The sequence below is a fragment of the Vibrio jasicida CAIM 1864 = LMG 25398 genome, from assembly GCF_000400365.1.
GTDB classification, from domain to species: Bacteria; Pseudomonadota; Gammaproteobacteria; order Enterobacterales; family Vibrionaceae; genus Vibrio; species Vibrio jasicida.
The window spans coordinates 44106-68834 of the sequence record NZ_BAOG01000063.1; the positions used below are offsets into that span (position 1 = coordinate 44106).

21 protein-coding genes are annotated in these 24729 nt (G+C 44.9%); 10 read left to right on the plus strand and 11 right to left on the minus strand.

Annotated features, from left to right (window positions below; translation table 11 throughout):
- Positions 1-366 precede the first annotated feature (366 nt).
- The 4 genes from VJL_RS17650 (at position 367) to VJL_RS17665 (ending at position 5419) form a co-directional block, all read left to right on the plus strand.
- Positions 367-1770, plus strand: coding sequence for an APC family permease (locus VJL_RS17650; RefSeq protein ID WP_038879890.1), 1404 nt, complete (start codon positions 367-369; stop codon positions 1768-1770).
- Positions 1771-1784: 14 nt separating this feature from the next.
- Positions 1785-2876 (plus strand): agmatine deiminase, encoded by a 1092-nt coding sequence (gene aguA / locus VJL_RS17655; protein WP_038879893.1) that lies wholly within the window; start codon positions 1785-1787, stop codon positions 2874-2876.
- A 75-nt stretch (positions 2877-2951) separates the two neighbouring features.
- A complete protein-coding gene (gene argF / locus VJL_RS17660) occupies positions 2952-3998 on the plus strand; it encodes an ornithine carbamoyltransferase (RefSeq protein WP_009706650.1) in 1047 nt (348 codons plus the stop codon).
- Between the two features lie 143 nt (positions 3999-4141).
- A complete protein-coding gene (locus tag VJL_RS17665) occupies positions 4142-5419 on the plus strand; it encodes a RidA family protein (protein WP_038879896.1) in 1278 nt (425 codons plus the stop codon).
- A 705-nt stretch (positions 5420-6124) separates the two neighbouring features.
- Here VJL_RS17665 and VJL_RS17670 read toward each other — a convergent pair.
- From VJL_RS17670 to VJL_RS17680, 3 genes are read right to left on the minus strand one after another with little or no spacing between them, the layout of a single operon-like run.
- Complete coding sequence (locus VJL_RS17670) at positions 6125-6433, minus strand: DUF202 domain-containing protein (protein WP_038879899.1); 309 nt, start codon at positions 6431-6433, stop codon at positions 6125-6127.
- Positions 6417-6773: a YidH family protein gene (locus VJL_RS17675; protein WP_038880303.1), complete on the minus strand. Its 357-nt coding sequence runs from the start codon at positions 6771-6773 to the stop codon at positions 6417-6419. The genes VJL_RS17670 and VJL_RS17675 overlap by 17 nt, the downstream gene beginning before the upstream one ends.
- A 50-nt stretch (positions 6774-6823) precedes the next feature.
- Positions 6824-8395, minus strand: a complete 1572-nt coding sequence (locus tag VJL_RS17680; protein WP_227741139.1) for a sulfatase-like hydrolase/transferase — start codon at positions 8393-8395, stop codon at positions 6824-6826.
- Positions 8396-8532: 137 nt separating this feature from the next.
- Between VJL_RS17680 and VJL_RS17685 the strand changes: the two genes are divergently transcribed.
- A complete protein-coding gene (locus tag VJL_RS17685; protein WP_017448224.1) occupies positions 8533-9345 on the plus strand; it encodes an AraC family transcriptional regulator in 813 nt (270 codons plus the stop codon).
- A gap of 78 nt (positions 9346-9423) precedes the next feature.
- Here VJL_RS17685 and VJL_RS17690 read toward each other — a convergent pair whose 3' ends face one another.
- The 7 genes from VJL_RS17690 to VJL_RS17720 form a co-directional block, all read right to left on the minus strand.
- Complete coding sequence (locus tag VJL_RS17690) at positions 9424-10005, minus strand: DJ-1/PfpI family protein (RefSeq protein WP_038879906.1); 582 nt, start codon at positions 10003-10005, stop codon at positions 9424-9426.
- Positions 10005-10646, minus strand: a complete 642-nt coding sequence (locus VJL_RS17695) for a bifunctional 4-hydroxy-2-oxoglutarate aldolase/2-dehydro-3-deoxy-phosphogluconate aldolase (protein WP_038879908.1) — start codon at positions 10644-10646, stop codon at positions 10005-10007. Before VJL_RS17695 ends, VJL_RS17690 begins: the two co-directional genes overlap by 1 nt.
- Positions 10639-11586 (minus strand): sugar kinase, encoded by a 948-nt coding sequence (locus tag VJL_RS17700; RefSeq protein WP_038879913.1) that lies wholly within the window; start codon positions 11584-11586, stop codon positions 10639-10641. Before VJL_RS17700 ends, VJL_RS17695 begins: the two co-directional genes overlap by 8 nt.
- A 98-nt stretch (positions 11587-11684) precedes the next feature.
- Positions 11685-12437 (minus strand): 2-dehydro-3-deoxy-D-gluconate 5-dehydrogenase KduD, encoded by a 753-nt coding sequence (gene kduD, locus VJL_RS17705; protein WP_005449923.1) that lies wholly within the window; start codon positions 12435-12437, stop codon positions 11685-11687.
- A gap of 9 nt (positions 12438-12446) precedes the next feature.
- Positions 12447-13280 carry a 5-dehydro-4-deoxy-D-glucuronate isomerase gene (kduI, locus tag VJL_RS17710; protein ID WP_038879916.1) on the minus strand — a complete coding sequence of 278 codons (834 nt, stop codon included), beginning with the start codon at positions 13278-13280 and terminating at the stop codon, positions 12447-12449.
- Between the two features lie 14 nt (positions 13281-13294).
- Positions 13295-15052 (minus strand): sodium:solute symporter family transporter, encoded by a 1758-nt coding sequence (locus VJL_RS17715; protein ID WP_038879920.1) that lies wholly within the window; start codon positions 15050-15052, stop codon positions 13295-13297.
- 11 nt (positions 15053-15063) lie between these two features.
- Positions 15064-16224 (minus strand): glycoside hydrolase family 88 protein, encoded by a 1161-nt coding sequence (locus tag VJL_RS17720; protein ID WP_038879923.1) that lies wholly within the window; start codon positions 16222-16224, stop codon positions 15064-15066.
- A gap of 328 nt (positions 16225-16552) precedes the next feature.
- Between VJL_RS17720 and VJL_RS17725 the strand changes: the two genes are divergently transcribed.
- From VJL_RS17725 to VJL_RS17745, 5 genes are all read left to right on the plus strand, one after another.
- The gene (locus VJL_RS17725; protein ID WP_038879926.1) at positions 16553-17800 is read left to right on the plus strand and encodes a carbohydrate porin; all 1248 of its coding nucleotides are present in this window, start codon (positions 16553-16555) and stop codon (positions 17798-17800) included.
- A gap of 75 nt (positions 17801-17875) precedes the next feature.
- Entirely contained in the window at positions 17876-19027 is a 1152-nt protein-coding gene (locus VJL_RS17730) for an anaerobic sulfatase maturase (protein ID WP_038879928.1), read from the plus strand.
- A gap of 15 nt (positions 19028-19042) precedes the next feature.
- Entirely contained in the window at positions 19043-20788 is a 1746-nt protein-coding gene (locus tag VJL_RS17735; RefSeq protein WP_038879931.1) for a DUF4955 domain-containing protein, read from the plus strand.
- 96 nt (positions 20789-20884) lie between these two features.
- Positions 20885-22756, plus strand: a complete 1872-nt coding sequence (locus VJL_RS17740; protein ID WP_038879934.1) for a DUF294 nucleotidyltransferase-like domain-containing protein — start codon at positions 20885-20887, stop codon at positions 22754-22756.
- A 3-nt stretch (positions 22757-22759) separates the two neighbouring features.
- Positions 22760-23467, plus strand: coding sequence for an exonuclease domain-containing protein (locus VJL_RS17745; protein WP_038879937.1), 708 nt, complete (start codon positions 22760-22762; stop codon positions 23465-23467).
- A gap of 75 nt (positions 23468-23542) precedes the next feature.
- Here the strand turns inward: VJL_RS17745 and VJL_RS17750 are convergent, their stop codons facing one another.
- Positions 23543-24544 (minus strand): arginine deiminase-related protein, encoded by a 1002-nt coding sequence (locus VJL_RS17750; RefSeq protein WP_038879939.1) that lies wholly within the window; start codon positions 24542-24544, stop codon positions 23543-23545.
- Positions 24545-24729 lie beyond the last annotated feature (185 nt).

The window sequence follows — 24729 nt, forward strand, 5'->3', positions numbered from 1 at the left end:
CTGGCCTAACTGTATTTAATTGGAATTTTATGGTTGGAGATAAAAATCACAGTTCAATTCCTATTCAATAATTGGCATAGAAAATGAAGTTGACGTCACGTAATTTTCATTATTAATCGTTTAAAAACCGATATGTGATCTCGAATGTGTTTTTAGATTTTTAATGAGTAAGAAAATTCTGAAATTAATAAATTGATCAAGAACAACTATTTTGCGATTAGTGTTTTTTTCCTCATAAAATGTCTAGGTTCTTTTAATTTTCCCCGCAATTCGTTTCCTCAATACCGATATTAAGTTCACATCAAAGTTCGTTACATAAATTTCACTTCTAATAATTGCCATATTCAGTAGTTAAGGAGCGAAACAATGAGTAACGAAACTCAAGGAAAAATGGGGGTCATGAGTATTGCGCTATTTACGTTATGTGCAGTACTGGTGGTCGACACACTCACCGCATCCGCAAGTATAGGGGTCAGCTCGATCGGTTGGTGGGTTGTAATGCTGATCTTTTTTGTTATCCCCTATGGGTTCATCACTTCTGAGTTAAGCACAACTTACCCAGGCGACGGTGGTATCTATGACTGGGTAAAAGAAGCCTTCAATTTCAAATGGGCCGTACGCACAACTTGGTTTTATTGGATTAACGTCGGTCTATGGATGCCAGCGGTATACATCATGTTTGCAGGCATGTTTGCCGAGCTATTCATGCCAGATCTATCTTTGTGGGGCCAAATAGCGATTTGCATTGCGTTGACTTGGTTCACCGTGTGGATTTGCAACGTATCGGCAGACATTGGCGTTTGGGTCACGAATGTAGGCGCCATCCTAAAAATCTTAGTGATCGGCACGCTAGGTGTAGGGGGCTTTGTTTACGCAATGAAACATGGCGTCGCAAACGAATTTTCTTTGTCTGCCATGGTGCCAACTCTCGACTCAGCGGTTGCGTTTCTTCCTGCTATTGTCTTCAACCTAATGGGTTTCGAATTGGTTGCAACCATGACGAAAGAGATGAAGGACGTGCGTGATATGCCAAAAGCCGTATTCCTTTCCATTGGTATCACTGCGTTCCTCTACATCTTCGGCACGATTGGCATTCTGATGGCGTTACCTGTTGAAAGCATCGGTCTGGTCGCTGGGTTAATCGACACATTTAAAACCTTATTTGGTGATGGTCCATTGGGCAATGCCATGGTGTATTTCTTTGGTGTCTGTGCACTATTAACGCTCATCGGCAACATGGTGAGTTGGACAATGGGTGCAAGTCGCGCTGCTGCCGAAGCCGCTCAAGAAGGTGAACTACCAGCCGCTGTAGCAAAAATGTCGGACAAAGGCTCTCCAGTGGGTGCGAACAATATCACTGGCACGGTTTCTACCGTTGTGATCTTGTCATACGCCCTATTTGCTCAAGGTAATGACGACTTGTTTTGGTCCATCTTCGCCTTTTCAAGCTGCATTTTCTTATTGCCTTATCTGTTCATGTTCCCTGCATACCTAAAATTGCGCCTAGTGGATGGCGACCGTGAGCGCCCATTCAAAGTTCCGGGTGGCATGGGTACGCAATACATCATCTCAATTGTGTGTTTTTTGGTAATCCTTCAAGCCGTGGTGCTCTTCATCTTCCCAGAAGCACTTGACCTCACCGTCGCAGACTGGAATTACACAGCGCCAGTGCTCATCGGAGTTATCGCGACAATCTTGATTGGTGAATGGATTTTACTGGGCGCATTGAAACGCAAGAACCAACAAACGGAACAACAAGCTGAAGCGTAATTCAGGAGATTGATATGAAAAAGCTATTACAAACCACACCAAAACAAGACGGCTTCAGAATGCCTGCCGAGCAAGAGCCTCATAGCGAAATCTGGATGGCTTGGCCAGAACGCACTGACAACTGGCGAAACGGTGCAAAACCGGCACAAAAAGTGTTCGCTGAAGTGGCAAAGCAAATCAACCAAACCACTCCCGTCACCATGCTGGTAAGTGCGGATCAGTACGACAATGCCGTATCTCGTTTACCTGACGATATCCGCGTGCTTGAAGTATCAACCGATGACTCTTGGATGCGCGACATCGGCGCAAGCTATGTCGTGAATGATGAGGGTGAACGTCGCGGTGTCGACTGGGAATTCAATGCTTGGGGCGGCTTTGTCGATGGCCTTTACTGGCCTTGGAAACGCGATGACCAAGTCGCACAGAAAATGTGTGAAATTACCGCTGATTCTCGTTATAGAGCGCCAATTGTACTTGAAGGAGGCTCCATACACATCGATGGCGACGGCACTTTATACACCACAGAAGAGTGTCTGCTGGACGAGAGTCGTAACCCAGATCTAAGCAAAGAAGAGTTGAGTAAAGTTCTTCGTGAACATCTCAATATAGAGAAAATTGTTTGGTTGCCTCGTGGCTTATATAACGACGAAACCAATGGTCACGTCGATAACATTCTCCACATCGTTAAGCCCGGAGAAGTGGTACTGACTTGGTGCGACGACCCAAATGATCCGCAATACGAAATCAGTCGAGAAGCCTACGACTGCCTGACAAATCAAAGAGACGCGAAAGACCGCAAAATCAAAGTCCATAAGCTGCCAATGCCAGGTCCTTTGTACATGGCAAAAGAAGAAGCAGCAGGGATTGATATTGCAGAAGGGATGGAGCGTGAAGCCGGAGAGCGTCTAGCCGCCTCATACGCGAACTATCTCATCACGAACAACCAGATTGTTCTACCTCTACTCGATAAGCGATACGACGCAGAGGTGATTGCGCTCTTAGAGGAGCTCTACCCAGGCTATGAAGTAAACGGTGTTCCTGCTCGTGAGATTTTGCTCGGTGGCGGCAATATCCACTGCATTACTCAACAAGTACCTCAAGTTTAAATCCATACGAATCCAACGACTCAAAATAAAAGGGGCGAGCTTAGGTAAGCCCCAAATGAAAATAGGAATATGATTATGAAATTACCTTCTTCAAGTGCAACTGACCTACACAAAGCAAACATTGAGCATATGGTGTCTATGAAAGATTTCTCAGTCCGAGAAATGGACAACATGATGGAATTGATGAGCTACCTAAAACAGGCGCGTAAAGACAATGCAGTCCCACAACTGTTCAAAGGAAAGTCAGTCGGGATGATTTTCGAAGCCGGCTCGACTCGCACACGCGTTTCATTTGAAGTTGCCGCAACGCTACTTGGTGGTCACGCTTTGTTCTTATCGCCAAAAGACATCCATCTTGGTGGCAAAGAGTCGATTGATGACACCTCACGCGTGTTATCACGCATGTGTGATGTGATCATGGCTCGCACTAACAGTCCTGAAACGCTAGATGGTTTATTAAACATGTCTACCGTACCAGTCATCAACGGCCTAGATACCCGTTTCCATCCAACACAAATGCTGGCTGACTTATTTACTATTCGTGAGCACATCACTGATGGTCGTCAGCTAAATGAACTGACTTTGGCATTCATGGGTGACGCTACTGATGTGTGCCGTTCATTGATGCTAACTTGTGCGAAATACGGCATGGGCTTTAAGCAAATTGGTCCGGTTAAATACCACATGGAACCAGAATGGGTTGAGCTTGCAGAATCGTTCTGCAAAGAATCTGGCGGTCATATCGAGATCACCGATGATGTAGAGCGAATCAGTGATTGTGATGTGGTCTACGGCGACAGCTTCTACTGGGTCACTCAAATGGATGAGAAAGAAGAGCGCTTGGCTGCCTTCATGCCCGACTACGTGATCACGGAAGAACTTATGGCAAAAGCGAAGCCAGGTGCAATGCTTCTGCACTGCTTACCTGCAAACGACAAAGAGGAAGTCACTCGCGGTGCGCTAGAAAGTGAATACTCTGTAGCATTCGACGAAGCAGAGAACCGCCTAACAGCGCAAATGGCCATATTGGTTTACTTCACCCATAAAGATGCCATCACGCCAAGCGAAGAAACCATCAAGCGCCACGAAGACAAAATTCTGACCTTCCTCAGCACCCTATAACGATCTCATTCACTAACTAACGTTTTTATTCGGCACACATAGCCAGACTTGCCTCTGTTTTGAGCGGTTGGTCTGGCTATCTATTGCCTGTATCAGCGTACCCGCAGCGTTACTACAGCAGCCAGAATTGGAGAACATTCGAAATGCACGGCGAAATCATCAAAGTATCTAGAAATACAGAAAATGCACCAATCAACGACGGCTCAACTCAATCGGTAGCTTTCTCCCATTACAACAATATCTCAGCGCAACTGCCGATTGACCCAAAAAGCCAAAAGTTAGTGGAAGGGGGCATCAAAGAGCAAACTAAGCAATGCTTAAGCAATATTAGGTCTATCGTGGATAGCATCGAGCACAGCTTAAATGACGTCGTTAAAATCACGATTTATCTTAAATCTATGACCGATCTGGATGCTGTCGATGAGGTTTATAAACAATACTTCATCAGCCACCTTCCAACTCGAACCGTAATTGCCGTTGCTGCACTGCCTTTGGAAGGCGCTTTAGTTCAAATCGACGCGCTCATTTCGAACGGCGAAGGTACACACCCTCAAGAACCTTGCGAGCTGATCAAGCTGGTAAGAAACACAGCAAAAACCCCAGCCAGTTTGCTGTCGAGCCAAAGTGTTGCGTTCTCACATTACAACCACATTTCAGCTCAACTGCCGATTGAACCAGAAACAGGCAATATTGCTGAAGGCGGAATCAAAGCGCAAACTCGACAATGTCTGAAAAACATCAAGAGCATACTGAATAGTATTGATGTCCCTTTTGATGACATTGTTAAACTCAATATCCATCTGAGAAGTCTCGACGACGCCTTTGCTGTCAATCAAGTCTACAGCACATTTTTTCCAGACTCGGCGATAGCAAGAAGCGTTGCCTACGTGCCCGCTCGTACTGTCATCAAAGCTGAGGGGTTACCAATGGACGCCTTAGTGCAAATAGACGCGACGGTTTCTCATGGAGACGGAACGCCACCCCAAGCCGTTGAAGATAGACATGGGATTGTGATTCGCGCCCACAACACAGAGGCGGCACCAATCAGCAAGTTCTCAACTCAAACTGTCGCTTTCTCGCATTACAATAACATTTCTGCACAACTGCCAATCCATCCGCCGAGTGGCGAAGTCATTGTTAATGACGTAGGCGAGCAAACCATGCAATGCCTCGACAACATCAAAGCCATCATCAAAAGCGTGCACCATGTAATGGACGACATCGTGAAACTGAATATTCAGCTAAAAGATATCAGCGACTTGCAAGTTGTGGAGGATATTTTAGCAAGCTACTTTGATAAAGAACTTCCAGCGAGCACTGTTATCGGTGTATCAGAAATCTTTATGGACGCCTCAATCCAAATAGACGCTATTGTTTCTAATGGTGAAGGCACATTTCCAAAAGAAGAGCTTAGCTACTGAGCCTCATAAACTTATCAAGAGAGAAGGTCAGCTCTACAGCTGACCTTGTTTTTATCTGTGCTTCACTTGCCTGACATATTGCCAAAACCCAACACTTCAATACTCACCTATAAACAGACCAAATACTCCAACAATTTTGCGCGAAATGAAGACAAATATCTTTGTGATGTGCCTTCTAAAAGAAGCTGCAAAATTATGGCGTGATACAGCAAAGCATCAAGTATAAAACGACGCTTCAAATCTCTCCTTTTCTTTTGAAATCAGACTTCTAATGAAAATGCGAGAATAACCCTCACTCCGCCCTCTGTCAGAGCTTTGTCAAGACAGAGAACACACTCTTATCCTCACATAAAACCTTCACATCACGGTCATAATCTAGGGTCTAAAATTACCTTTGAACTCGTGTCTACGGACGAAATTTTCAATCGTTAGTTGTGGGAGGTTGCTATGGAAAAGTACTGTCCAATATGTCAAACAGAGTTGCTCGATAGAAGTCACTATCTTATCTGTCCTAGAAACAATATTGGCGAATGCGCGTATGATGGCTACGAGGATCACCACAACCATTGCTGTCATGATCAACGAAATAATGCACATGATGCCGAGGCCGTCACACTGGAATAAGTACCTCAAGAACACCCGTTAAAGAGTGCCACTCAACATCGAGTGGCTTCAACATCGAAAGGACAGCAAAGGTTAGACCAACTAAAGCAAGTGGACTCCATAAAAAAACGCCGATAAAACTAAAGAAGTGGCAATCACTTTATGCTTTCCCGCTTTCCAACTGGTTCCTTTAGTCGCGACACAAAGACCTGAAGCGTAAACATAACGGCAAGCTAAACAGGCAAAAACTAAAGAAACTGCCAACAGCCAAGAAACTGAGCCATGCAATATCTTAGCAATCGACAGCACGATCAAAACCGACACAAACAGAGTACGCAGCCAAGATAAAACCGTTCTTTCAACTTGCAGACCGGCATCGCTTTTTAAATGGGTCTCATCTAATAAAGACATCGTGATAAATGCTGCTCAATAAGAAGGTAATCACCACCACCATTAAGATCGGAATTACTTTAATAGCATGGGAATAAGACAGGTTGCTGTTTAACCGCATTGCGATTTCATTTCCTCGCCAATTTGCATAGGCAAAAATCGAGCAAAGAATAGAAATCGTCAGTAAAGATAAACAAATGAGTGGCTTATATAAAGTATCGTTAAGACTTGTGGCTAATTGGTCCACAGCAATAGCCGCCGTAAAAAAGCCGAGCGCAGTACGAACCCATGCCAAAAAAGTTCGCTCATTGGCAAGCGTAAAACGATAGTCGGGGTCTTCCCCCTTTTTTTTCCAAGACATATTCAAAACATCAGAGAGAGTGGGCATTTATCCCCACTCTCTTAGCTCATTTATTGTGGTTTCAACATTTGCATATCGCCACCAACCGTCGGCAAGTAGCGGGCGTTATGCAGGCGATAAGAAGACCAGTAACCAGACCAACGTGGATCAGATTGCAGCAACTGAGCCGCTTGTAGCACAATGGTTTCTTTATGGACTCGATACTCTTCCAAATCGAACAAGTTCGACTGATCGTCTTTATCCAAATGGTGTAATTCTTCAAAGCCCGTGGTGGCGTTGTAGCCGTAGAAATATGGTTTACCTTCTAGCGTCACCTGAAAACCAAAGCCGTAATTACACCCAACATGTACACCCGTTTGGTAAACCTGAGTCAATGGGCGGCGAGCCTTACCTTGCATCACATTCAGCAAGTTATCGCCTTCCATTTGTGATGGAATTTCAATACCTGCAAATCCGAGGATAGTTGGCGCTACATCAATTGCAGAAACGCTCTCATCGGATTGTTTCAACATGGTTTGCTGAGATTTAGGAGGCTTGATCATCAATGGAATACGGAAAATATCTGGCTGGAAGTAAGAGCCTTTATCCGCCATAGCCATACGACCATTCATATCACCATGATCAGCAGAAAACACAATCGCAGTTTCATCCCATAACCCTTCTTCTTTGAGGAAGTGGTTTAAATGACCGATAGCATGATCAACCACCTCAACTTGCAGTAAATGACAAGCAATATAGTCCTTCGCCACTTCGGCGTCATACATCCCCCAATATTGCTGATAGAGCGCATAAATTGGGTTATCCTTTTCCTGCATGGTAAAACTATCAGGCAAGGTAATAGCGGCTTTGATTTGCTCGTAGCGTTCCTCTAAACCACTTGGCACAGAATAAGGCTGATGAGGGTCGAAGAATTCTAATTGAGTGAAAATTGGCTTAGCTGGCGCTTGGATTTTCGATGCTTTTATTTGCTCCACAGCCAACTTCGCCAAGAACACTGAGTAATGTGCATCTAACGGGAAATCACTGCCATCTTGCTGTTCAATCCAACCGCCAAATGAATTGGCAGGAGACAACTTATCAATCTGTAAACCACGGAGCTCTTTGCGATATTTTGGTAACTGTACGCCCATATTCGCGAGGTATGCTAGGTAGCGGTCATCGTCTTCTACTGGTGGTCCCCAGCGATCCCAAGCATGCACGTTTTCACCAAAGGTACGAACGAATTTCTCTACACCAACGTGACATTTACCTGAATGTTTGAGGGAGTAACCGACACGTTTTAAGTAGTCTTGGAAAATGATGTCGTCGAGATCGAGATCCACCTTCATTCCTACAGGCGTACGTTCACCGTTTGAAAGATAGGGAGGGTGCATGCCAGTAAAAATAGCGGCCCTTGCCGGACCGCATAAAGGGCTGGGAGTAAATGCCGAACTAAATGAAGTACCTTCCGTGGCAATGGACTCGATGTTTGGCGTATTGATCACGCCAGAAAGCGGACGTTGGGGGTGATAACAATCCGCAGAAATCATATCGACAGTAATGAACACGATATTGGGCTGTTGTTGGTCATTTCTACAGAAAGCGCCCTTTCTCTCTTTAGGGTTTAAGAAATCAGAAATCATCTAGGCCTCAAAAAATATGCAAAGGTGATAGAGCTCTATTATTCAAGCCTTATCACGGACTACTGATTCCTAAAGTTAATCGTGATTGGTACTATAAACCATAGTAAAAATCCCTATTAAATGTAAAAAGCGAAACAATGAAAAATCAGCCGCTCCTCATCGAAGAATCCGCAGATTCATGTGGCATTACTCTACGCTCAATGTGGGATGTACATGCCGACATAAACTACCATATCAAATGGCCAAGAGACCGCATGTTGCCTATGCTGCCAAATGCCATTGTGGCGGTATACACCATCCAAGGCAGTGGGTGCATCAAGATGAAGAGCGGGAAAATTCTCACGGTTTCCGCACCAAGTGTGACCTTCATTGACAGCAGAAACATCGATAGCTACTGGACAAATGGAATCGTTTGGAACTTAAACTGGTTCGAGTTTTTAATGCAGGGTGTTACTCCGATTCCTTTTGAAGAACCTATTGCGTTGAAGAACGACGACTACCCAAGCATTCTGTCTGAAGTCAAGGAACTCATTGCGTCTAAATCACCAATAAAACTCAATGCAGCGGTCGCAGGCTTTGGGTTTGTTTTTTATAAATGGCTCACCTTAATTGACCAATCGAAATCCATGACCAACCAAGAAAAGACGGTGCATGAGATTGTGGCAAAAATGAGCGAGAACATCGGTGAGAATATCGCCATAAAACAGTTTGCGCAGGAAGCGGGCTACACAGAACAATATCTAAGAAAACTCTTCCTTAAATACCTTAACGTGTCCCCAAAACAGTATTACTTAAAGCTGAAACTCGATGCCAGTATGATGATGCTCAAGCGCTCTGGAACTAATGTAAAGCGGGTCGCCTTCGAACTCGGCTTCAACGACAGCTTCCATTTTAGTCGCGCCTTTAAAAAGCAGTTTGGTGTTTGCCCATCAAAAGCAAATGACCTCTGATGGGCAAAGTTTTTGCAGAATATTAGGCCGTAATCGCGCATGGCTAGCGGCTAGTTGTGAATGTTTAGTAATCAAAGATTAGTGATTAAGCGGCCAGTTTGAGAAGTAAATATGATCCGCTTGCCAATCAACATCTTTGTTGTCTTGGAACAGCTTCGCAGCAACCGTAAAAGCAAACTCAAAGCTCACCCCTAACCCTTTCGCACTGATGAAAGGAGCGTCGACAACCACAGGCTGATCAACATACACGCCATCAGAAAAGTTCTTCTCTAGACCACCACCCGTTGTGTAATGGTGCAGCCCTAGAAGCTTGTTTGCAGCCAGTACTTTGGCACCGGATGAACACAGTGCGCAGATCCACTTATCTTCTGCGATATGTATTTTTAGAAACTCAATCACTTTGCTGCTGCACGTCAAATTGTCCGTACCCATTGGACCGCCCGGCATCATCACCGCATCGTACAGCTCCGCACTTTTTTCTGACAGCAAGTAGTCTGCAGAAATCAACGTTTTAAAATAGGAGCTCAAGGGTTTGCGATCGTGGATTGATAATACGTCCACTTCAATTTTGAGTCGGCGCATAATATCAATAAAGACCACCGCTTCTGCCTCTTCAAAACCATCCGCTAATAAAACGGCAACGCGTTTAGTCTCCGCCATTACTGCTTCTCCTGTTGATTAACCACCTTTACGGCTTCTCTCGTTAAGCGTCCTATTTCTTCCCAGTCTTGGTCTTCAATTAATGATTGGGGCACCATCCATGTACCACCACATGCCACCGTATTCGGTAACGCTAAGTACTGATTGATATTACCTTCGTTCACCCCGCCAGTTGGCATGAACTGTACATCTTTATAAGGCCCAGAAAGGGCTTTGAGCATGGCGACACCACCAGCTGCCTCTGCAGGAAAAAACTTCATCAAACGAATGCCTTGCTGTCGTGCTTGCTCCAACTCACTCGGAGTACAAACACCTGGAATAAATGGAATGCCTTTGGCAGCACACGCTTGCAAAGTATCTGGGTTAAAGCCCGGTGCTACAATAAATGACGCCCCAGCTAGAGTCGCTTGCTCGACTTGCTCTGCATCCAGCACCGTACCAGCACCAATATACATATCAGGCTGAGCAACGCTCAGTAGTGCAATAGCCTCCGCCGCAGCTGGGGTTCTAAACGTGATTTCAATGACGTTCAAGCCGTTGTCAGATAAGGCTTTGCCTAACGAGAGCACATCTTCAGCGCGCTCAATCGCGACTACAGGAATTACTTTATAAGACGCAAGTTTTGCACCTAAATTATTCATACAATTTGTCTCTTAATAGATCTGTTATTGGTGATGGTACAATGGCACCTTTATATTGAATGACTTTGCTAGCCAATAAGTTGCCAATTTGACACGACGTGCCGAGCTCTAAGCCTTCACTTATTCCCAAAATAAAGCCTGCATTGAACGAATCACCAGCTGAGGTGGTATCAATCACTTTTTCCACCGGACTAGCAGGGTGGTGGGTCACAGACGTGTTCCAGTTTGCTAAAGATCCGACACTGCAACCGTCCGCTCCTTGCTTGATAACGACGACCGCTTTGCTTTGCTGATTGAGTCGTTGAATGGTGGTCTCAAGGCTTTTATCGTCCCACAGAGCCTGTTCATCATCGCTGGTTAACAATAAGTAATCGCTGATGTTGACGATGGCTTGATACCAATGTTGAGCATCGAGCCTACTGCTCCATAAACTCGGACGATAATTGCTATCGAAAATAACTCGAGCCCCTTGGTGGCGAGCATCAGTTAAAGTTGAGATAAGTTTGGCTCGGTCCTCATCATCTAAAATGGCAAGAGAGATGCCCGATAGGTAAAGAAAATCAAAGGACATAAGCTCTTGTTCAATCTTTGAAAATTGCTCATGCTTGAGTAATTGAGACGCCGCCGATTGATGTCGCCAATAAGCGAAACTGCGCTCTCCACCATCATCTAATTGGATCATGTAAAGCCCGGTTGGATGTGCTGGGTCAATCAATACATATTGAGTATCAATCCCTTCTACTTGCCATTTTTCTGCCATGTGTTGAGAAATCGAATCTTCACCTAGCGCCGTGATATAGGCAGGCTTTAAATCAGGATTTAGGCGACTGAGATAAACCGCAGTATTTAATGTGTCACCACCATAGCTCTGAGTCATTTGCCCAAAAGGCTGCCCGCTGAGCTCGATCATACATTCGCCGATTAAGGCTATTTTTTTCATCGAAAATACCGAAAGTAACGTAACAATTCCGAAAGAAGCTCGGGAATAAAATCAGAAAGAAAATGCCTGCGAGTGCAGGCATTTTTGAAGTATCGAGATTAGCGAGCGAGCCAGCCACCATCAACAGCTAGCGTATAACCGTTCACGTAATCAGACGCTGGTGACGCTAGGAAAATCACAGGACCCGCCAAGTCTTCTGGTAAACCCCAACGTTGTGCAGGGATACGCTCTAAGATGGCTTGGTTTCGATCTGCATCGGCGCGCAATGCAGCGGTGTTATTGGTCGCCATGTAGCCTGGGGCAATCGCATTCACATTAATGTTGTGTGCTGCCCACTCGTTCGCCATCAAGCGGGTAATCCCCATAACGCCACTTTTCGATGCTGTATAAGAAGGCACTCGAATACCGCCTTGGAAAGAGAGCATAGATGCCACGTTGATGATCTTCCCTCCGGTGCCTTGTGCGATAAATTGTTTCGCAACCGCTTGAGACAAGAAGAACACCGACTTAACGTTAATGTCCATTACGTCGTCCCAATCTTGCTCAGAGAATTCCAACGCGTCATTGCGACGAATAATGCCTGCATTGTTAACCAAGATATCGACACGACCAAACTCTGTCACAGCACGATCCACAATCGAGCTAATGTCATCCGTTTTCATCAAGTTCGCTCGGATATCGATGAATCGGCGACCTGTTGCTTGGATTTTTTCGATGGTTTCTGTCGGCTCAACAATATTCACACCAACAATGTCACACCCCGCTTGGGCTAGCCCTAGAGCCATACCTTGTCCTAAACCTGTATCGCAACCTGTCACAATCGCAACTTTATCTGTCAGTTTAAATTCCATGTTTTGCTCCTAGCGAAGATCGGTGGTTTTAATGTGGTCCATGTCGTCGAACGTTTGGTTCTCACCAACCATTCCCCAAATAAAGCTGTAGTTTTTGGTCCCCACGCCAGAGTGGATAGACCAACTCGGAGAAATAACCGCTTGTTCGTTGTGTACCAAAATATGGCGAGTCTCTGTTGGTTCACCCATCATATGGAACACCGCTTGTTCCGGTTGGATATCGCAGTATAAGTACACTTCCATACGACGTTCATGTGTGTGACAAGGCATGGTGTTCCAAAGGCTGCCAGCTTCCAGTTTGGTTAGGCCCATCACAAGCTGACAGGTCTCAACAACATCTGGCACAATGTATTTATAAATGGTTCGTTCGTTACAGCTTTCACTATCCCCCAGCGTTACTGGCATCGCATCTGCTTGAGTGATTTTGCGTGTAGGGTACGCGGCATGAGCAGGAGCACTGTTGTAGTAAAATTTCGCAGGCTGACTTTCGCTTTCACTGCCAAATGACACCGATTTTGCACCTTTACCAATGTATAACGCTTGTTGGTTTTCTAGCTCGTAAACCTCGCCATCAACGTCGACGTAGCCCAAGCTACCAATGTTGATAATGCCCATCTCACGGCGCTCTAGTAGGTAATCCACACCGAATTCTTTACCAATACCATCGAAAGAAACTTTCTCTTGTTGCGGCATCACACCACCAAACAGAATGCGATCGATATGACTGTAAGTCATGGTGTAACTATCTGCCTCAAAGATACTCTCAACAAGAAACTCATCTCGTAGCTGTTGGGTGTCTAGCGTTTTTGCGTGTGCTTTATGAATGCCTTGACGTGTGTTCATATTTCTTTCACCTATCATTGTGTAACACTTGCGATTTTTTGTTTATTTCCAAGACTTTGAGAGTAAATCAAGCCTCCGATGGTCATGATGAACAGACCACAAATTAAGAAGTAATAAGCATGCTCGTTCGGAAGTAAGAAGAATGCCGTGATGACACCACCAAAGAGCAGCGTTAAGCGACCTAGAATTCGACACTGCATCACATCTGACTCTTCCATGCCTACTGGCGAGACAATTGGTGTCTTTTGATTCGTAAAGAATTGTTCAATGGCACTCTTCCTTTCTCCTTCTGGCGCTTTGTAGAACAAGCCCGTACATAGGAAGAAGCCAACAGTGACAATAGCGTGCATAAACTGGGTAATAACCACACCCAAGTCACCAAGCTCACGTCCTGTTAATGCAACGCCAATCGTTTCTGAGACCCATTGAGCATTGAAGACATTGTTACTGATTAAGCTAACCACGAAACCGAAACAAACAGTCGCCCAACCAGCCCAATCAGGAACTCGCTTAATGAACATGCCAAGTGTTTGAGGGATCATCATCGGAATATTCACAAGACCCGCGAAAATGATCATCATTGAGAACAGGCTGATGCCACGTAATTCGTTCAAGAACAGCGCGAAGCCAATTACAATCAATCCCATCACTCCCGTCGAAATCTTACTAGCACGTAGCTCTTGTTCTTCGGTCGCGTCTTTATTCAGCATTGGCTTGTAGATAGATTTCACAAATGATGCCGCGACAAAGTTAATACGGGAATCCAGCGTTGACATTGTGGCCGCGAACATAGCCGAAACCACCAGACCAACCATGCCTGCAGGAAGAAGAACCTGAACTGCTGATAGATAAGCCGCTTGGTTCGCTTTTGCGCCAAGTTGTGGATACATTCCAGTAAGGTCAACACCAGCACTTGCAGACCACATCGGTGGGATAAACCACATTACACTGCCGAATGCGAACAACAATGCGGTTAGATAAGCCGCTTTGCGAGCTTGAGCAGAGTCCTTTACACACAAGAAGCGAACTGACTGACCAATGTTATTCATGTCGATAACGCGTTGAATAAACATGGCACCAATCCATAATAAGAAGATTTCTTGGTAGTGGATGCCATTGCCCGTCCAAAGCGTCGCGCCTTGCCAGTGGTCTGTGATGTCCGAAATACTGTCTACGTTGTTCATGACAGCGATAAAGGTCACCACACTGATGGCAACAATCAATAATGCCTGTAAAAAGTCACTCGATACGACGGCCCAGGCACCACCAGTAATGGTCATGAAGACAACGGCTGCACCTGTGATCACGATAGCCAGTTGGATGTTGATACCAATCACTGCAGAGATAAAGATTGAAACTGCATATAGCGTAATTGCCCCGCCCATCAACCCCGTAACCATGTAGATAAACGTATAGAAACGCTCTGTCTTTGCACCGTAACGCTGTCGAATGGCTTCCATTGGCGTAATCACATTGAGCTGTCTGAAGCGAGGAGCAAAGATACGTGCACAAACTAGATAGCCGACAATGTTAAATACAAAAATCCAAACAACGGCAAAGCCATCGATATAGGCTTTACCTGCCGCCCCAGTAAAAGTCCAAGCACTGAAAGTGGTCATAAAGGCACTAGAGCCCGCCATCCACCAAACCATCTTGCCGCCCCCGCGAAAATAATCACTGGTGTTGGCAACCTGCTTACGAAAAATAAATCCAAGCAAGATCATGAAAATAAAATAAAAAACAATCGCGCTAATATCGTATCCAGAAATCATTATCAGTTTCCTTACCAGAAGTAGCGTTGATGACCGCAAATACGCATCAATGCTTCGAGATAGTAGTAATCACCGTAGGGCAACATGTTGTTCGCCATGTCTTTTGCGACAAACGATGCGCCTTGAGAAAGCAGGCCATGAGCAGAAGGGTCTGCCGTTAGATCGCATTGTTCTATCAATCCTTGAACCAAATGCATGCCCCATTGCTCGAAGAAGTCACGTTCTTGTTCATCCTCACAAAGGCTTGCAATCAACAAAAAGCCAGCTGCAGTAATAGCCCCCGCCGAACTGTCTTTGTATGGATGCTCCGACTCTGGTAAACGGTAGTCCCAGACAGGAACGGCATCGTCTTGCAAATAAGGTGTAACAAACAGCGCCAACTTTTTCGCAAGCGCCAAAAAATCTGGATTTTTGGTGTACTGGTAGGTTTGAGCAAAACCATGAATAGCCCACGATTGACCTCGAGCCCAACAAGAGTCGTCTGCATATCCTTGAAAGGTTTCGCCTTTGATTGGAGTTTGCGTCAGTGGATCAAAGTTAAAGGTATGAAAAGTAGAGAAATCTTCACGAACAATATGCTTAGCCATTGTTTTAGAGTGATTAATTGCCGCATCTTTTAATACATCGCTATTGGTTTGATTTGCAGCCCAAAAAAGCAGTGCCGTATTTTGTAGCGAATCGATAATTGTTTTTCCCTGAGTTTTCTCAGGACCAAGAATGTGTGTTTCATTCCACGCAACAATATATTGGCCAAGTCGACGATATCGTTGATATAAACTATGAGCAGCTTCGATACCCATTGATTTATATTCCTCATCTTCAGTCAACATATAGCCAGCAACGCAACTTAATGAATATTGAAAACCTAAATCATGATCATGCCAATTTGGGTTGATAAGTAATTCTTTAAAGTAAGGTTTACGCATATTTGCGCTATTTTTGAATGTCTCATCGCCGGTTAGCTGGTAGCAAAGCCACAGTTGACCAGTCCAGAAAGAAGAAACCCAATCTGAAGGACCACAGTAGCGCCATGTACCATCTTCGTTACCAATCTTAGGATTATTAATACCAATACGAGGGATGTTGTTTTTAACTGAAGAAACAACCTTAGTTAATTGCCCTTCAAAATCAGTGTTGTTATACCTTTTTGAGGGATATGCATGTTCTATCATTGCGACTCGTTCCAGGTTGATTATTTTATTTCACGTATTTTTTATCTGGAGCCAGTTTATGAAGATTTGAGAGCTTCATTCAATGTGTAAAAACATACAAAAATGAAAAAAAAGAAACTACTTCGGAAATTTTCCTTATTTAGGTGACAATTTGTGAATAATGTCACAGAGCCAATAATTGAGGGCGATCACGCTTATAATATATGAATCAATAGAGTTTCATTTTTTTCATCCCTCAGCAACTTTCTTCATTCTAATAAAAAAAATAATCACTTAATTTCTATTTTGACTTTTGTCTTTACAAAATAAATAAAACAAGGAAATTAATGTGAACCACTCTACGATCAAAACCTCCCTTCTCATGACATCAATTGCCTTATGCAGCCAAGGTGTTGCTGCGCAAGATATCGATTTTTCTGGATATTTCCGTGCGGGAGCAGGCTCTAGTTCAAGCAATGGTGCGATGGTTTCTTACAACAAACAAAAACTTGGTCGTCTCGGAAACGAAGATGACATTTACCTAGGTTTAGGCCTAGGTACCCAACTTGCGAAAACCGAACAATACGACGTCTACTTCCAATCTCGTTTTGTTTACCAGTCTGATGGTTCAAACGACTGGGAAGCCATGGATGACGACGATACAGATTTCATGTTCAAAGAAGTGAACGTGGCGGTTAAAGGGCTGATCCCTTCTCTGCCGGAATCCACCGTATGGGCAGGTAAACGCTACAACCAACGTCACGATAACCACATCATTGATACCTACTACTGGAACGTGTCTGGTACTGGTGGTGGTATTGACTACATTCCTGTTGGTGACGGCCTGCTGTCGGTATCTGCTATCCGCTCGGACCGTAAAAGCCAAGACTTTGATGATCCAGGCACAAAAAACAACAAGCTCAACGTCAATATTTTCGACATTCGCTACAAAGGCATAAAATTGTGGGAAAACGCTGAGCTAGAAATCGGTCTTGACTACGGTATGCCAAATGAGTCGGACGAATTTACGTTGCAAACCGAAGATGGTGTGATGGCTACTGGCTTGGTTACCTACGGCGGTAAATGGGGTAAGAACAATACGGTTTTCCAATACGGTACTAACGGCTTCTCAAAAGCGCTATTTAACGACCATGCAGGTAAAAACTACTTCGCAGAAGTGCAAAAAGATGCGTCCGCTTACCGAGTGATGAACTACGGCTTGTTAAAACTAACTGACGATGTCGTACTTGCTCACTCTTTGTTCTGGACCTCTTCAATTGATGATATCGAGATCAACCAAACCACCACACAAACGACTTTTTCAGCGGTTATTCGCCCTGAATACAGCTGGGACGACAACAATAAAACCGTACTCGAGTTAGGTTACTTCGATGCGACAACGGCCGATGACACCCCTCAATCGGCAAGCAAGGTAACACTTGCTCAAACTTGGTCGCCATCTAAAAGTTTCTGGGCTCGCCCTGAACTGCGCGTATTCGCGACTTACTTCCAAGACTATGAAGACGATCATGCATTCGGTGACAACAACGACACCGAATTCCAAGTCGGTATTCAAGTTGAAGGCTGGTTCAAATAAGACAAAGCCTGCTCCTTCGGGAGCAGGTCTTTCTCTGTGAAACAACAGTAAGTCTAGAAATAAAGGAAACGCGGAATGCAGTCATCTTACCCTTTTCACATCATGGCAAAACCGACAGGATCTACCTGCAATATTCAGTGTGATTATTGCTATTTTCTCGGTCGTGAAGAAACGCTGAAAGAAGTGACTGCGACCCCAATGCCGCTCGAAACCTTAGAGCTTTACATTAAGCAATACATTGAAGCTCAACCCACCGCTCAAGTGATTTTCAGTTGGCAAGGCGGTGAACCAACTCTGCTTGGTCTCGACTATTTCGAAACCATCATTAAGCTGCAAAATAAACACAATCCACTCAATAAAACCATTCAAAACGATTTGCAAACCAACGGAATGTTGCTGAATAAGCAATGGTGTAAGTTTCTTAAAACTCATCGTTTCTTCGTCGGACTAAGCATCGATGGAACTCAAGAGGTTCATGATCATTATCGCCACACACGCTCAGGTAGAGGCACACATAAAAAGGTGCTCAATGCGGCGGCTTTGCTTCATAAATACCACATCCCTTTTGCGACCCTCACTTGTGTGACTCACCAAAGTACACACTCTGCACTAGAGATTTATCGCTTCCTGCGTGATGAAGTGAAAACCAAACAAATGCAATTTATCCCGATCGTGGATAAAGCCGAGCTAGAAATGCGCTCTTCATGCCTTGTCACCACTCAAGAACCTTATTCTGTTTCCCCACAAGGTTGGGGCGAATTCATGACAACCGTCTTTGATGAATGGCTGAAAAACGATATTGGTCAGGTTTACATTCCAACCGTTGAGGACTGCCTCGCCGTTCTACTGAATCATCCCTCTTCATCCTGTGTGACAAGCCAATATTGTGGTCGTGCTCTTGCGATCATGCAGGAAGGCTCCGTCTACAGTTGCGATCACTACATCGAAGATAGCCACCGCTTAGGCAATGTCAAAAATACACACTTGGCACAAATGGCATGCGACCCAAAGCAACAATCTTTTGGTCTCGATAAGACCCACTCACTTTCTCAACAATGCCAGCAATGCCCATACCTCAAGTTCTGTTTTGGCGGTTGCCCTAAAGACAGGGTGCGTTCAAACAAAGAATCTTCTCCGCAAAATTACCTCTGCTCAGGATTGCGCGCTTTCTACCAGCACGCCATTCCAGCATTAAAACAACGCATAAAAAACGTGTACCCCCAATAACAAGGAAATGATTCCATGAGATACAAAATAGGAACTCTCTCTGTCGCTTTGCTGCTTGTCGCTTGTAATAGCGAGTCGAGTGTCGAAAACACCAGCCAGTACTGGACGGATTTTGTTGCCAGCCGAGATTCAGCATCAGGTCTGTTGGATACCTCAACAACACTACCTGAAGAGCGCATTCTTCAAGACTACTCCTTTGCTGGTTATAAATTTAGCAATACGCCATTACCGGCACCCGCCCCAACAGAAACGGATGCTCTATACCAAGTGTTTAATGTCCAAGATTTTGGGGCAACACCGAATGATTCAATCAGCGATAAAGCTGCGATAAAAGCCACTATTAAAGCGATGAAACAAAGCCGCACGACGAATCCCGCTGAGTCAAAAATCGCTGTGCTTTATTTTCCTGAAGGCACTTACATCATCAATAATGCCGCAGATGATGCTCTCATCGATCCAGATAACGTAGATGACATAAAAAACAAACAGCCGATTTTCGTCGATCTGGATAATGTCGTGGTGAAAGGTGATGGTATTGGTAAAACGGTGCTCAAGATGGACACCTACCTTCAACCAGAAGACCCATCGAAAAAATGGACAACACCGCACATGTTTCAACTCGGCGCAAGAAGTGACGCCGAAACCACAGCCGCACCTATCGAGCTTTCACAAACGCTTGAAGGCGGCTCAAGCTTTTCTGTTCAGGTAGACAGTAGTACAGGTTTTTCTGTCGGCGACAGTGTTCAAATTTCTGCTTTAATTCAACGCGAGCCAGCAATCAACGACGCAATCTCACCGTACCTCATCGAATACAAAGCCTCAGCACCAGACACGCCAGTTTGGACCAATCTGGTTAAAGGGCTCGATAAACGCGAGAAACATACCATTGCTGCTATTGATGGCAATGTTCTGACATTCTCTACCCCAGTTGCACATACGCTCGATCAAGCCGACGCTTGGCAAGTGAAAAAAGTCACCTCTTATGAAAACGTCGGGATTGAGAACATGACGATTTCAGGCAACTGGCACGAAGAATTTGTCCATCATGAAAGTGCCTTGCACGACAGTGGTTATAGCTTGTTAGCACTTAATCGAGTTCATGACAGCTGGGTAAGAAACATTGAACTACGCGATTTCAACCAAGGAGGCGTGCTATGGAATACCTACAATGTGACGGTTGATGACGTCACGCTGTCCGGAACGCCGGGACACCTTGCTTTCACTATCATGTACGGCAACTACAACTTAATTGAAAACATTACCGACAACTCTCACGCTTGGCATGCGCCTGGCGTATCGAAATACTCGATTGCCAATGTGTACAAAAACAGCCAATACGCCGCTGACTCCTCTATTGATTTGCACGGTGAGCAGTCCATGCACAACCTATTCGATAACATGAAGGGCGGATGGATTTATGGTCGCTGGGGCGCGAGTTCTGGCAACCAACCAAACCATCTAAAAGGGCTCACTTTCTGGAATCCTGTCAACACTGGCGTAAGCGCAAATGAATTTATGTTTATGAAGGATGATGGCATTTACGGTCGTGTGATTATGCCTTACATCATCGGGATGACGGGCTCAGAATTCTCTGTCGCACCACAAGCCAAGTACATCAATACCATGATCGAAAACGGTACGGCGAACTACTCCGAAGTACCCGATGAAAGCCTTAAGCAAGCACATTTGGAGTCTATCGGTACGGCGGTTGAACCAGCATCACTGTTCGATGCACAGTTGAATTTACGCCATGCTAAGTAACCGATGAATTCGAGGTAAAGCCGAAAGGCGATGTCACTTAATAATATCGACAGGAGGTTCAAATTGGACCTCCTATAACAACCAGAAGCTGTCCTTATGAAAACCTCCGCAACACTCAATATCCTGCACTTCTTAGAGAAGCTCGACCCTTTTGATAAGCTCCCCACAGAGATCGTTGAGCAGCTCGCCGATCTCGTAGTGGTTAGTTACCTAGCTAAGGGAGAAACCATCGACGAAGAAACTTTAAGTCAGTCGGCGCACTTGTACTTCATCCGCTCAGGTGCAATTGAGCAAAAAGACTCGACAGGAGGTTTGTTGGCTCGATTGGGAGAAAATGACCAGTTTGGGTTTACCTTCTTTCAAGATTCTTCCCTTCAATCACAACGTTATCAGGTCTACGCACTAGACAGCACCTTGCTTTACTCCATCCCCTACGAAGCTGTGCGTAAGGTGATGAGCAGCGCAAGCACAACGACAGATTGCTTTGATCCACAAGCACCAAAACGTCTAAACAGTGCCGTCAATCACTCGCAACACAAAGAAAACAAAAGTTTATTCTTCAAAACTGTAAAGGACATCGCGAGTGAAAACATTACGTCTGTGGACTATCTCACCCCAATCCAAGACGTAGCAGAGCAAATGTGTTCTCGTCCTAAAAGCTCTTGTGCCGTCGTAGAAAAAAGCGGTGAATTGGTGGGAGTCATTACCGATCGAGACATGACCATGAAAGTGGTGGCGAAAGGGTTCCCACTCACGACGCCAGTTCACCAAATCATGACCTCTCCTGTAACCGTGATCGATGAAGACGAACGGATCATTGAAGCCATTTCACTCATGCTAGAGCACAATATCCGGAGCCTGCCTGTCATATCAAAAGGGCAAGTCTGCGGGCTGCTTACGACCACCCACTTAGTACACAACCACCGTACCCAATCGTTGTTTTTAATTGAGAAGATTCGCTACGCTGATTCTATCGAAGCTCTTGCCAAGCTGCGCGACGAGAAAGAATCGATTTTTCAGGCGTTGGTTGAAAACGGCACCTCCTCAAACCTACAAGGCAAAATCATGTCGATGATCATGGATGCGTTTACTCGCAGAATCATTGAACTAACGGAAAAGGTACTTAGTCCTGCGCCTTGTAAGTATGCTTGGATGGTTGCAGGTTCTCATGCGCGTAATGAAGTGCATCTCTTATCTGACCAAGACAATGCCATCGTCGTTGAAGATGACAAATTCCAAGAGCACCAACTGTACTTTACCCACCTTGCGATGCGAGTTTGCAACGCCCTAGCGGCTTGTGGCTACCCACTTTGCGATGGTAAATATATGGCGGCATCTCCTCGGTGGTGTCAGCCTCTACAACGTTGGAAACATTATTACAATAAATGGGTTTCTAGCCCGGAGTACAATCAATTATTGAATATCAGTGTGTTCCTAGAGACCCGCGCCATCTATGGCTCTTATGAATTAGTCGAGGAGTTGCAAGATCACCTCAACGATTGTATTCAACACAATTCGAGCTTCTTGCCATGTTTGACGCGAGATGCCATTAACATTTCGCCACCGCTGAGCATTTTTAATAACTTGGTGGTAGAGAAAGATGGGGAGCACAGCAATACCTTAAACATCAAAAAGTACGCTTTGAATCTCATCGTAGATTTAGCGCGAATTTTCAGCCTCTCGGTAGGATGCAAGCTTGCTGGCACAGAAGAGCGACTTCGTTATGCTATGACTCATAAAGCTATTTCTGAAGATGCCTGCGAGAGCATTATTGAAGCGCTGAGATTCATCAGCCAAGTTCGCTTCCGCCATCAATTGCATGCTATACAAAACAGGCATATACCCGATAACCACATCGCACCCGATCAATTCAGCAGTTTTGAAAGAAAGCACCTCAAAGAAGCGTTTAAAATCATCGGTAATTTGCAAGACGTTGCAAAGCTTAGGTTTGTAAAAGGAAACCAATAAGCCATGTTGACGAGTCTAAAACACAAATTCCACTTGGAGAACATCGAGGCACTTCGACAACATATCAAAGACCAAGGTGAATGGATTGGCGGTTGGGGAGCCTACCTCAGCACTCCATTGCCCTCAGTCACATCACCACTTCAACAGCTTGAATATGTCGCTATTGACTTCGAGACAAGTGGACTCGATTTTAAACACGACCAGATTTTGTCTATTGGTTTAGTGCCATTCAGTTTTCAACAAATCGAACTGTCGACCGTTGACGAGCTTTTTATCTCACACGGGCAATACATCACCGCTAAAAGTGCCAGCGTGAACCAATTAACCCCCAAGCACCTCAGCCAAGGACTCACTCTCGATGCAGCGATGAATAAACTTTTTGAAGCCTTGGCAGGAAAAGTGGTGTTAGCTCATGGCGCATTCATTGAGAAAGGCTTTCTGTCGTGCTACCTCAGAAAAAAGTTTGGCATCGTTAAACTTCCCTTTTACTTTATCGATACGATGGAGCTCGAACGACGATTCTTATCATCAAACCTTGCTCATAGCCCTGCCAGCTTTCAGCTTGATGACCTCAGGGAGAACCTTGGATTCCCTGCTTACTACAACCACAGCGCAGCAAGTGATGCGTTAGCATGTGCCGAGCTTTTTATTGCCAGAGTGCATAAAACAACTTCACTCGTCAATGCCTCTCTACACAAGGTCATGTTGTAAACCCGCTGGAGCCCATCAATAAAAAAGCACCACATCTTTCAACATGGTGCTTTTTGGGGGAAATTCAGAAATGGTTTACAGCACAGCTTTGCGGCTTGGTAGGAACACTTCGCCTAACATGCAGCGTACAGAACCACCACCAATCGATTCGATGGTAGAAACGTCGAATGGGAGCAATTTACCGTGAGTCGCGAGTTGATTTCTTTGTGCTGGAGAGAACGCATCGTAAGCCGATTGAGACATAGCAATCACCTTATCGCCGCGTACCGTTTCCAGTTGAAGGATGTTGCCGCAGAACTGGTTCATCTGCTCAAGCGAAATAGAAATAACCTGCTTGTCTTTCGCCAATGACTTAAGCACAAAGCGACGCTCAAACTCAGGGATTACTTCGTCACAAATAACGCAGAACTGCTCCCCCACTGCCATCATCACGTTAGTGTGGTAAATCGGTGCACCAGAAGGCAAACGGGTTTGGAAAGAAATCACGCGATCGTAACCAATACGCTTGGCGTAGTCTTCTAACACCAGACGATCACAACGCTGTGAGAGCGCGGCATAGATGGTCTTATTAAAGTGATCGAACACCATCACGCCCGTGCTTTCTAGGTAGGCTTCTTCATCTAAATATTCAGTCAGCGAGTCTTGTTGATGCACTTCGCGACCCGCTTGTGCTAATGCAGCGACCAACGCATCAGGCTGAACTTCATATTGACGGTTTTCACATGCCATCGGAAAGGTATACAAAGTGCCTTCTGGGGTAGTGCTAAACCAGTTGTTCGGGAACACCGCATCTGGCGTGGCAATGTCCGATTGAGGGTAATCAAACTCGACGACTTGCACGCCTTCTTTGCGCAAGGTTTCAACCATCGCGGAAAATTCAGCCATGGTGTTACGTGATACTTCTTCTTGAGTCAGAGAAACTTGGTGTTGAAACTCGTTGTCTTGCGCGGTTTCTTCGTTAAAACGAAACTCTTTCGGCGGCACCATCACAACGCAATTTGCGGTATGACGCAGAGCACTTTGCGTGCTTTCTTCTTTTCCATGTGCATTCTGAGGCACTGATTCGTGTAATAGCATCCAAACATTCCTTTTGACTAGAATGATGAGATTGTAAAATTATTGTTAACTTCAGTTTTGCTGTTTTTAATAATAATTCCATTAGTCAAAAGTAATATTTACTGTAAAAAACCACTATAGCCCGATTTTTTATCGTCACTTTGAAGGTTTACTGTTTTATGAAGTGTGAATCACATTCTCAAGAA

What these genes read in the sequence shown, in the direction of transcription:
- VJL_RS17720 (WP_038879923.1), bottom strand. Translation starts at nt 16,224, where the DNA reads ATGATAGAACATGCATATCCCTCAAAAAGGTATAACAACACTGATTTT.
- VJL_RS17695 (WP_038879908.1), bottom strand. Translation starts at nt 10,646, where the DNA reads ATGAATAATTTAGGTGCAAAACTTGCGTCTTATAAAGTAATTCCTGTA.
- VJL_RS17665 (WP_038879896.1), top strand. Translation starts at nt 4,142, where the DNA reads ATGCACGGCGAAATCATCAAAGTATCTAGAAATACAGAAAATGCACCA.
- VJL_RS17650 (WP_038879890.1), top strand. Translation starts at nt 367, where the DNA reads ATGAGTAACGAAACTCAAGGAAAAATGGGGGTCATGAGTATTGCGCTA.
- kduI (WP_038879916.1), bottom strand. Translation starts at nt 13,280, where the DNA reads ATGAACACACGTCAAGGCATTCATAAAGCACACGCAAAAACGCTAGAC.
- VJL_RS17700 (WP_038879913.1), bottom strand. Translation starts at nt 11,586, where the DNA reads ATGAAAAAAATAGCCTTAATCGGCGAATGTATGATCGAGCTCAGCGGG.
- VJL_RS17715 (WP_038879920.1), bottom strand. Translation starts at nt 15,052, where the DNA reads ATGATTTCTGGATACGATATTAGCGCGATTGTTTTTTATTTTATTTTC.
- VJL_RS17680 (WP_227741139.1), bottom strand. Translation starts at nt 8,395, where the DNA reads ATGATTTCTGATTTCTTAAACCCTAAAGAGAGAAAGGGCGCTTTCTGT.
- argF (WP_009706650.1), top strand. Translation starts at nt 2,952, where the DNA reads ATGAAATTACCTTCTTCAAGTGCAACTGACCTACACAAAGCAAACATT.
- VJL_RS17675 (WP_038880303.1), bottom strand. Translation starts at nt 6,773, where the DNA reads ATGTCTTGGAAAAAAAAGGGGGAAGACCCCGACTATCGTTTTACGCTT.
- aguA (WP_038879893.1), top strand. Translation starts at nt 1,785, where the DNA reads ATGAAAAAGCTATTACAAACCACACCAAAACAAGACGGCTTCAGAATG.
- VJL_RS17745 (WP_038879937.1), top strand. Translation starts at nt 22,760, where the DNA reads ATGTTGACGAGTCTAAAACACAAATTCCACTTGGAGAACATCGAGGCA.
- kduD (WP_005449923.1), bottom strand. Translation starts at nt 12,437, where the DNA reads ATGGAATTTAAACTGACAGATAAAGTTGCGATTGTGACAGGTTGCGAT.
- VJL_RS17670 (WP_038879899.1), bottom strand. Translation starts at nt 6,433, where the DNA reads ATGTCTTTATTAGATGAGACCCATTTAAAAAGCGATGCCGGTCTGCAA.
- VJL_RS17735 (WP_038879931.1), top strand. Translation starts at nt 19,043, where the DNA reads ATGAGATACAAAATAGGAACTCTCTCTGTCGCTTTGCTGCTTGTCGCT.
- VJL_RS17685 (WP_017448224.1), top strand. Translation starts at nt 8,533, where the DNA reads ATGAAAAATCAGCCGCTCCTCATCGAAGAATCCGCAGATTCATGTGGC.
- VJL_RS17740 (WP_038879934.1), top strand. Translation starts at nt 20,885, where the DNA reads ATGAAAACCTCCGCAACACTCAATATCCTGCACTTCTTAGAGAAGCTC.
- VJL_RS17690 (WP_038879906.1), bottom strand. Translation starts at nt 10,005, where the DNA reads ATGGCGGAGACTAAACGCGTTGCCGTTTTATTAGCGGATGGTTTTGAA.
- VJL_RS17730 (WP_038879928.1), top strand. Translation starts at nt 17,876, where the DNA reads ATGCAGTCATCTTACCCTTTTCACATCATGGCAAAACCGACAGGATCT.
- VJL_RS17750 (WP_038879939.1), bottom strand. Translation starts at nt 24,544, where the DNA reads ATGCTATTACACGAATCAGTGCCTCAGAATGCACATGGAAAAGAAGAA.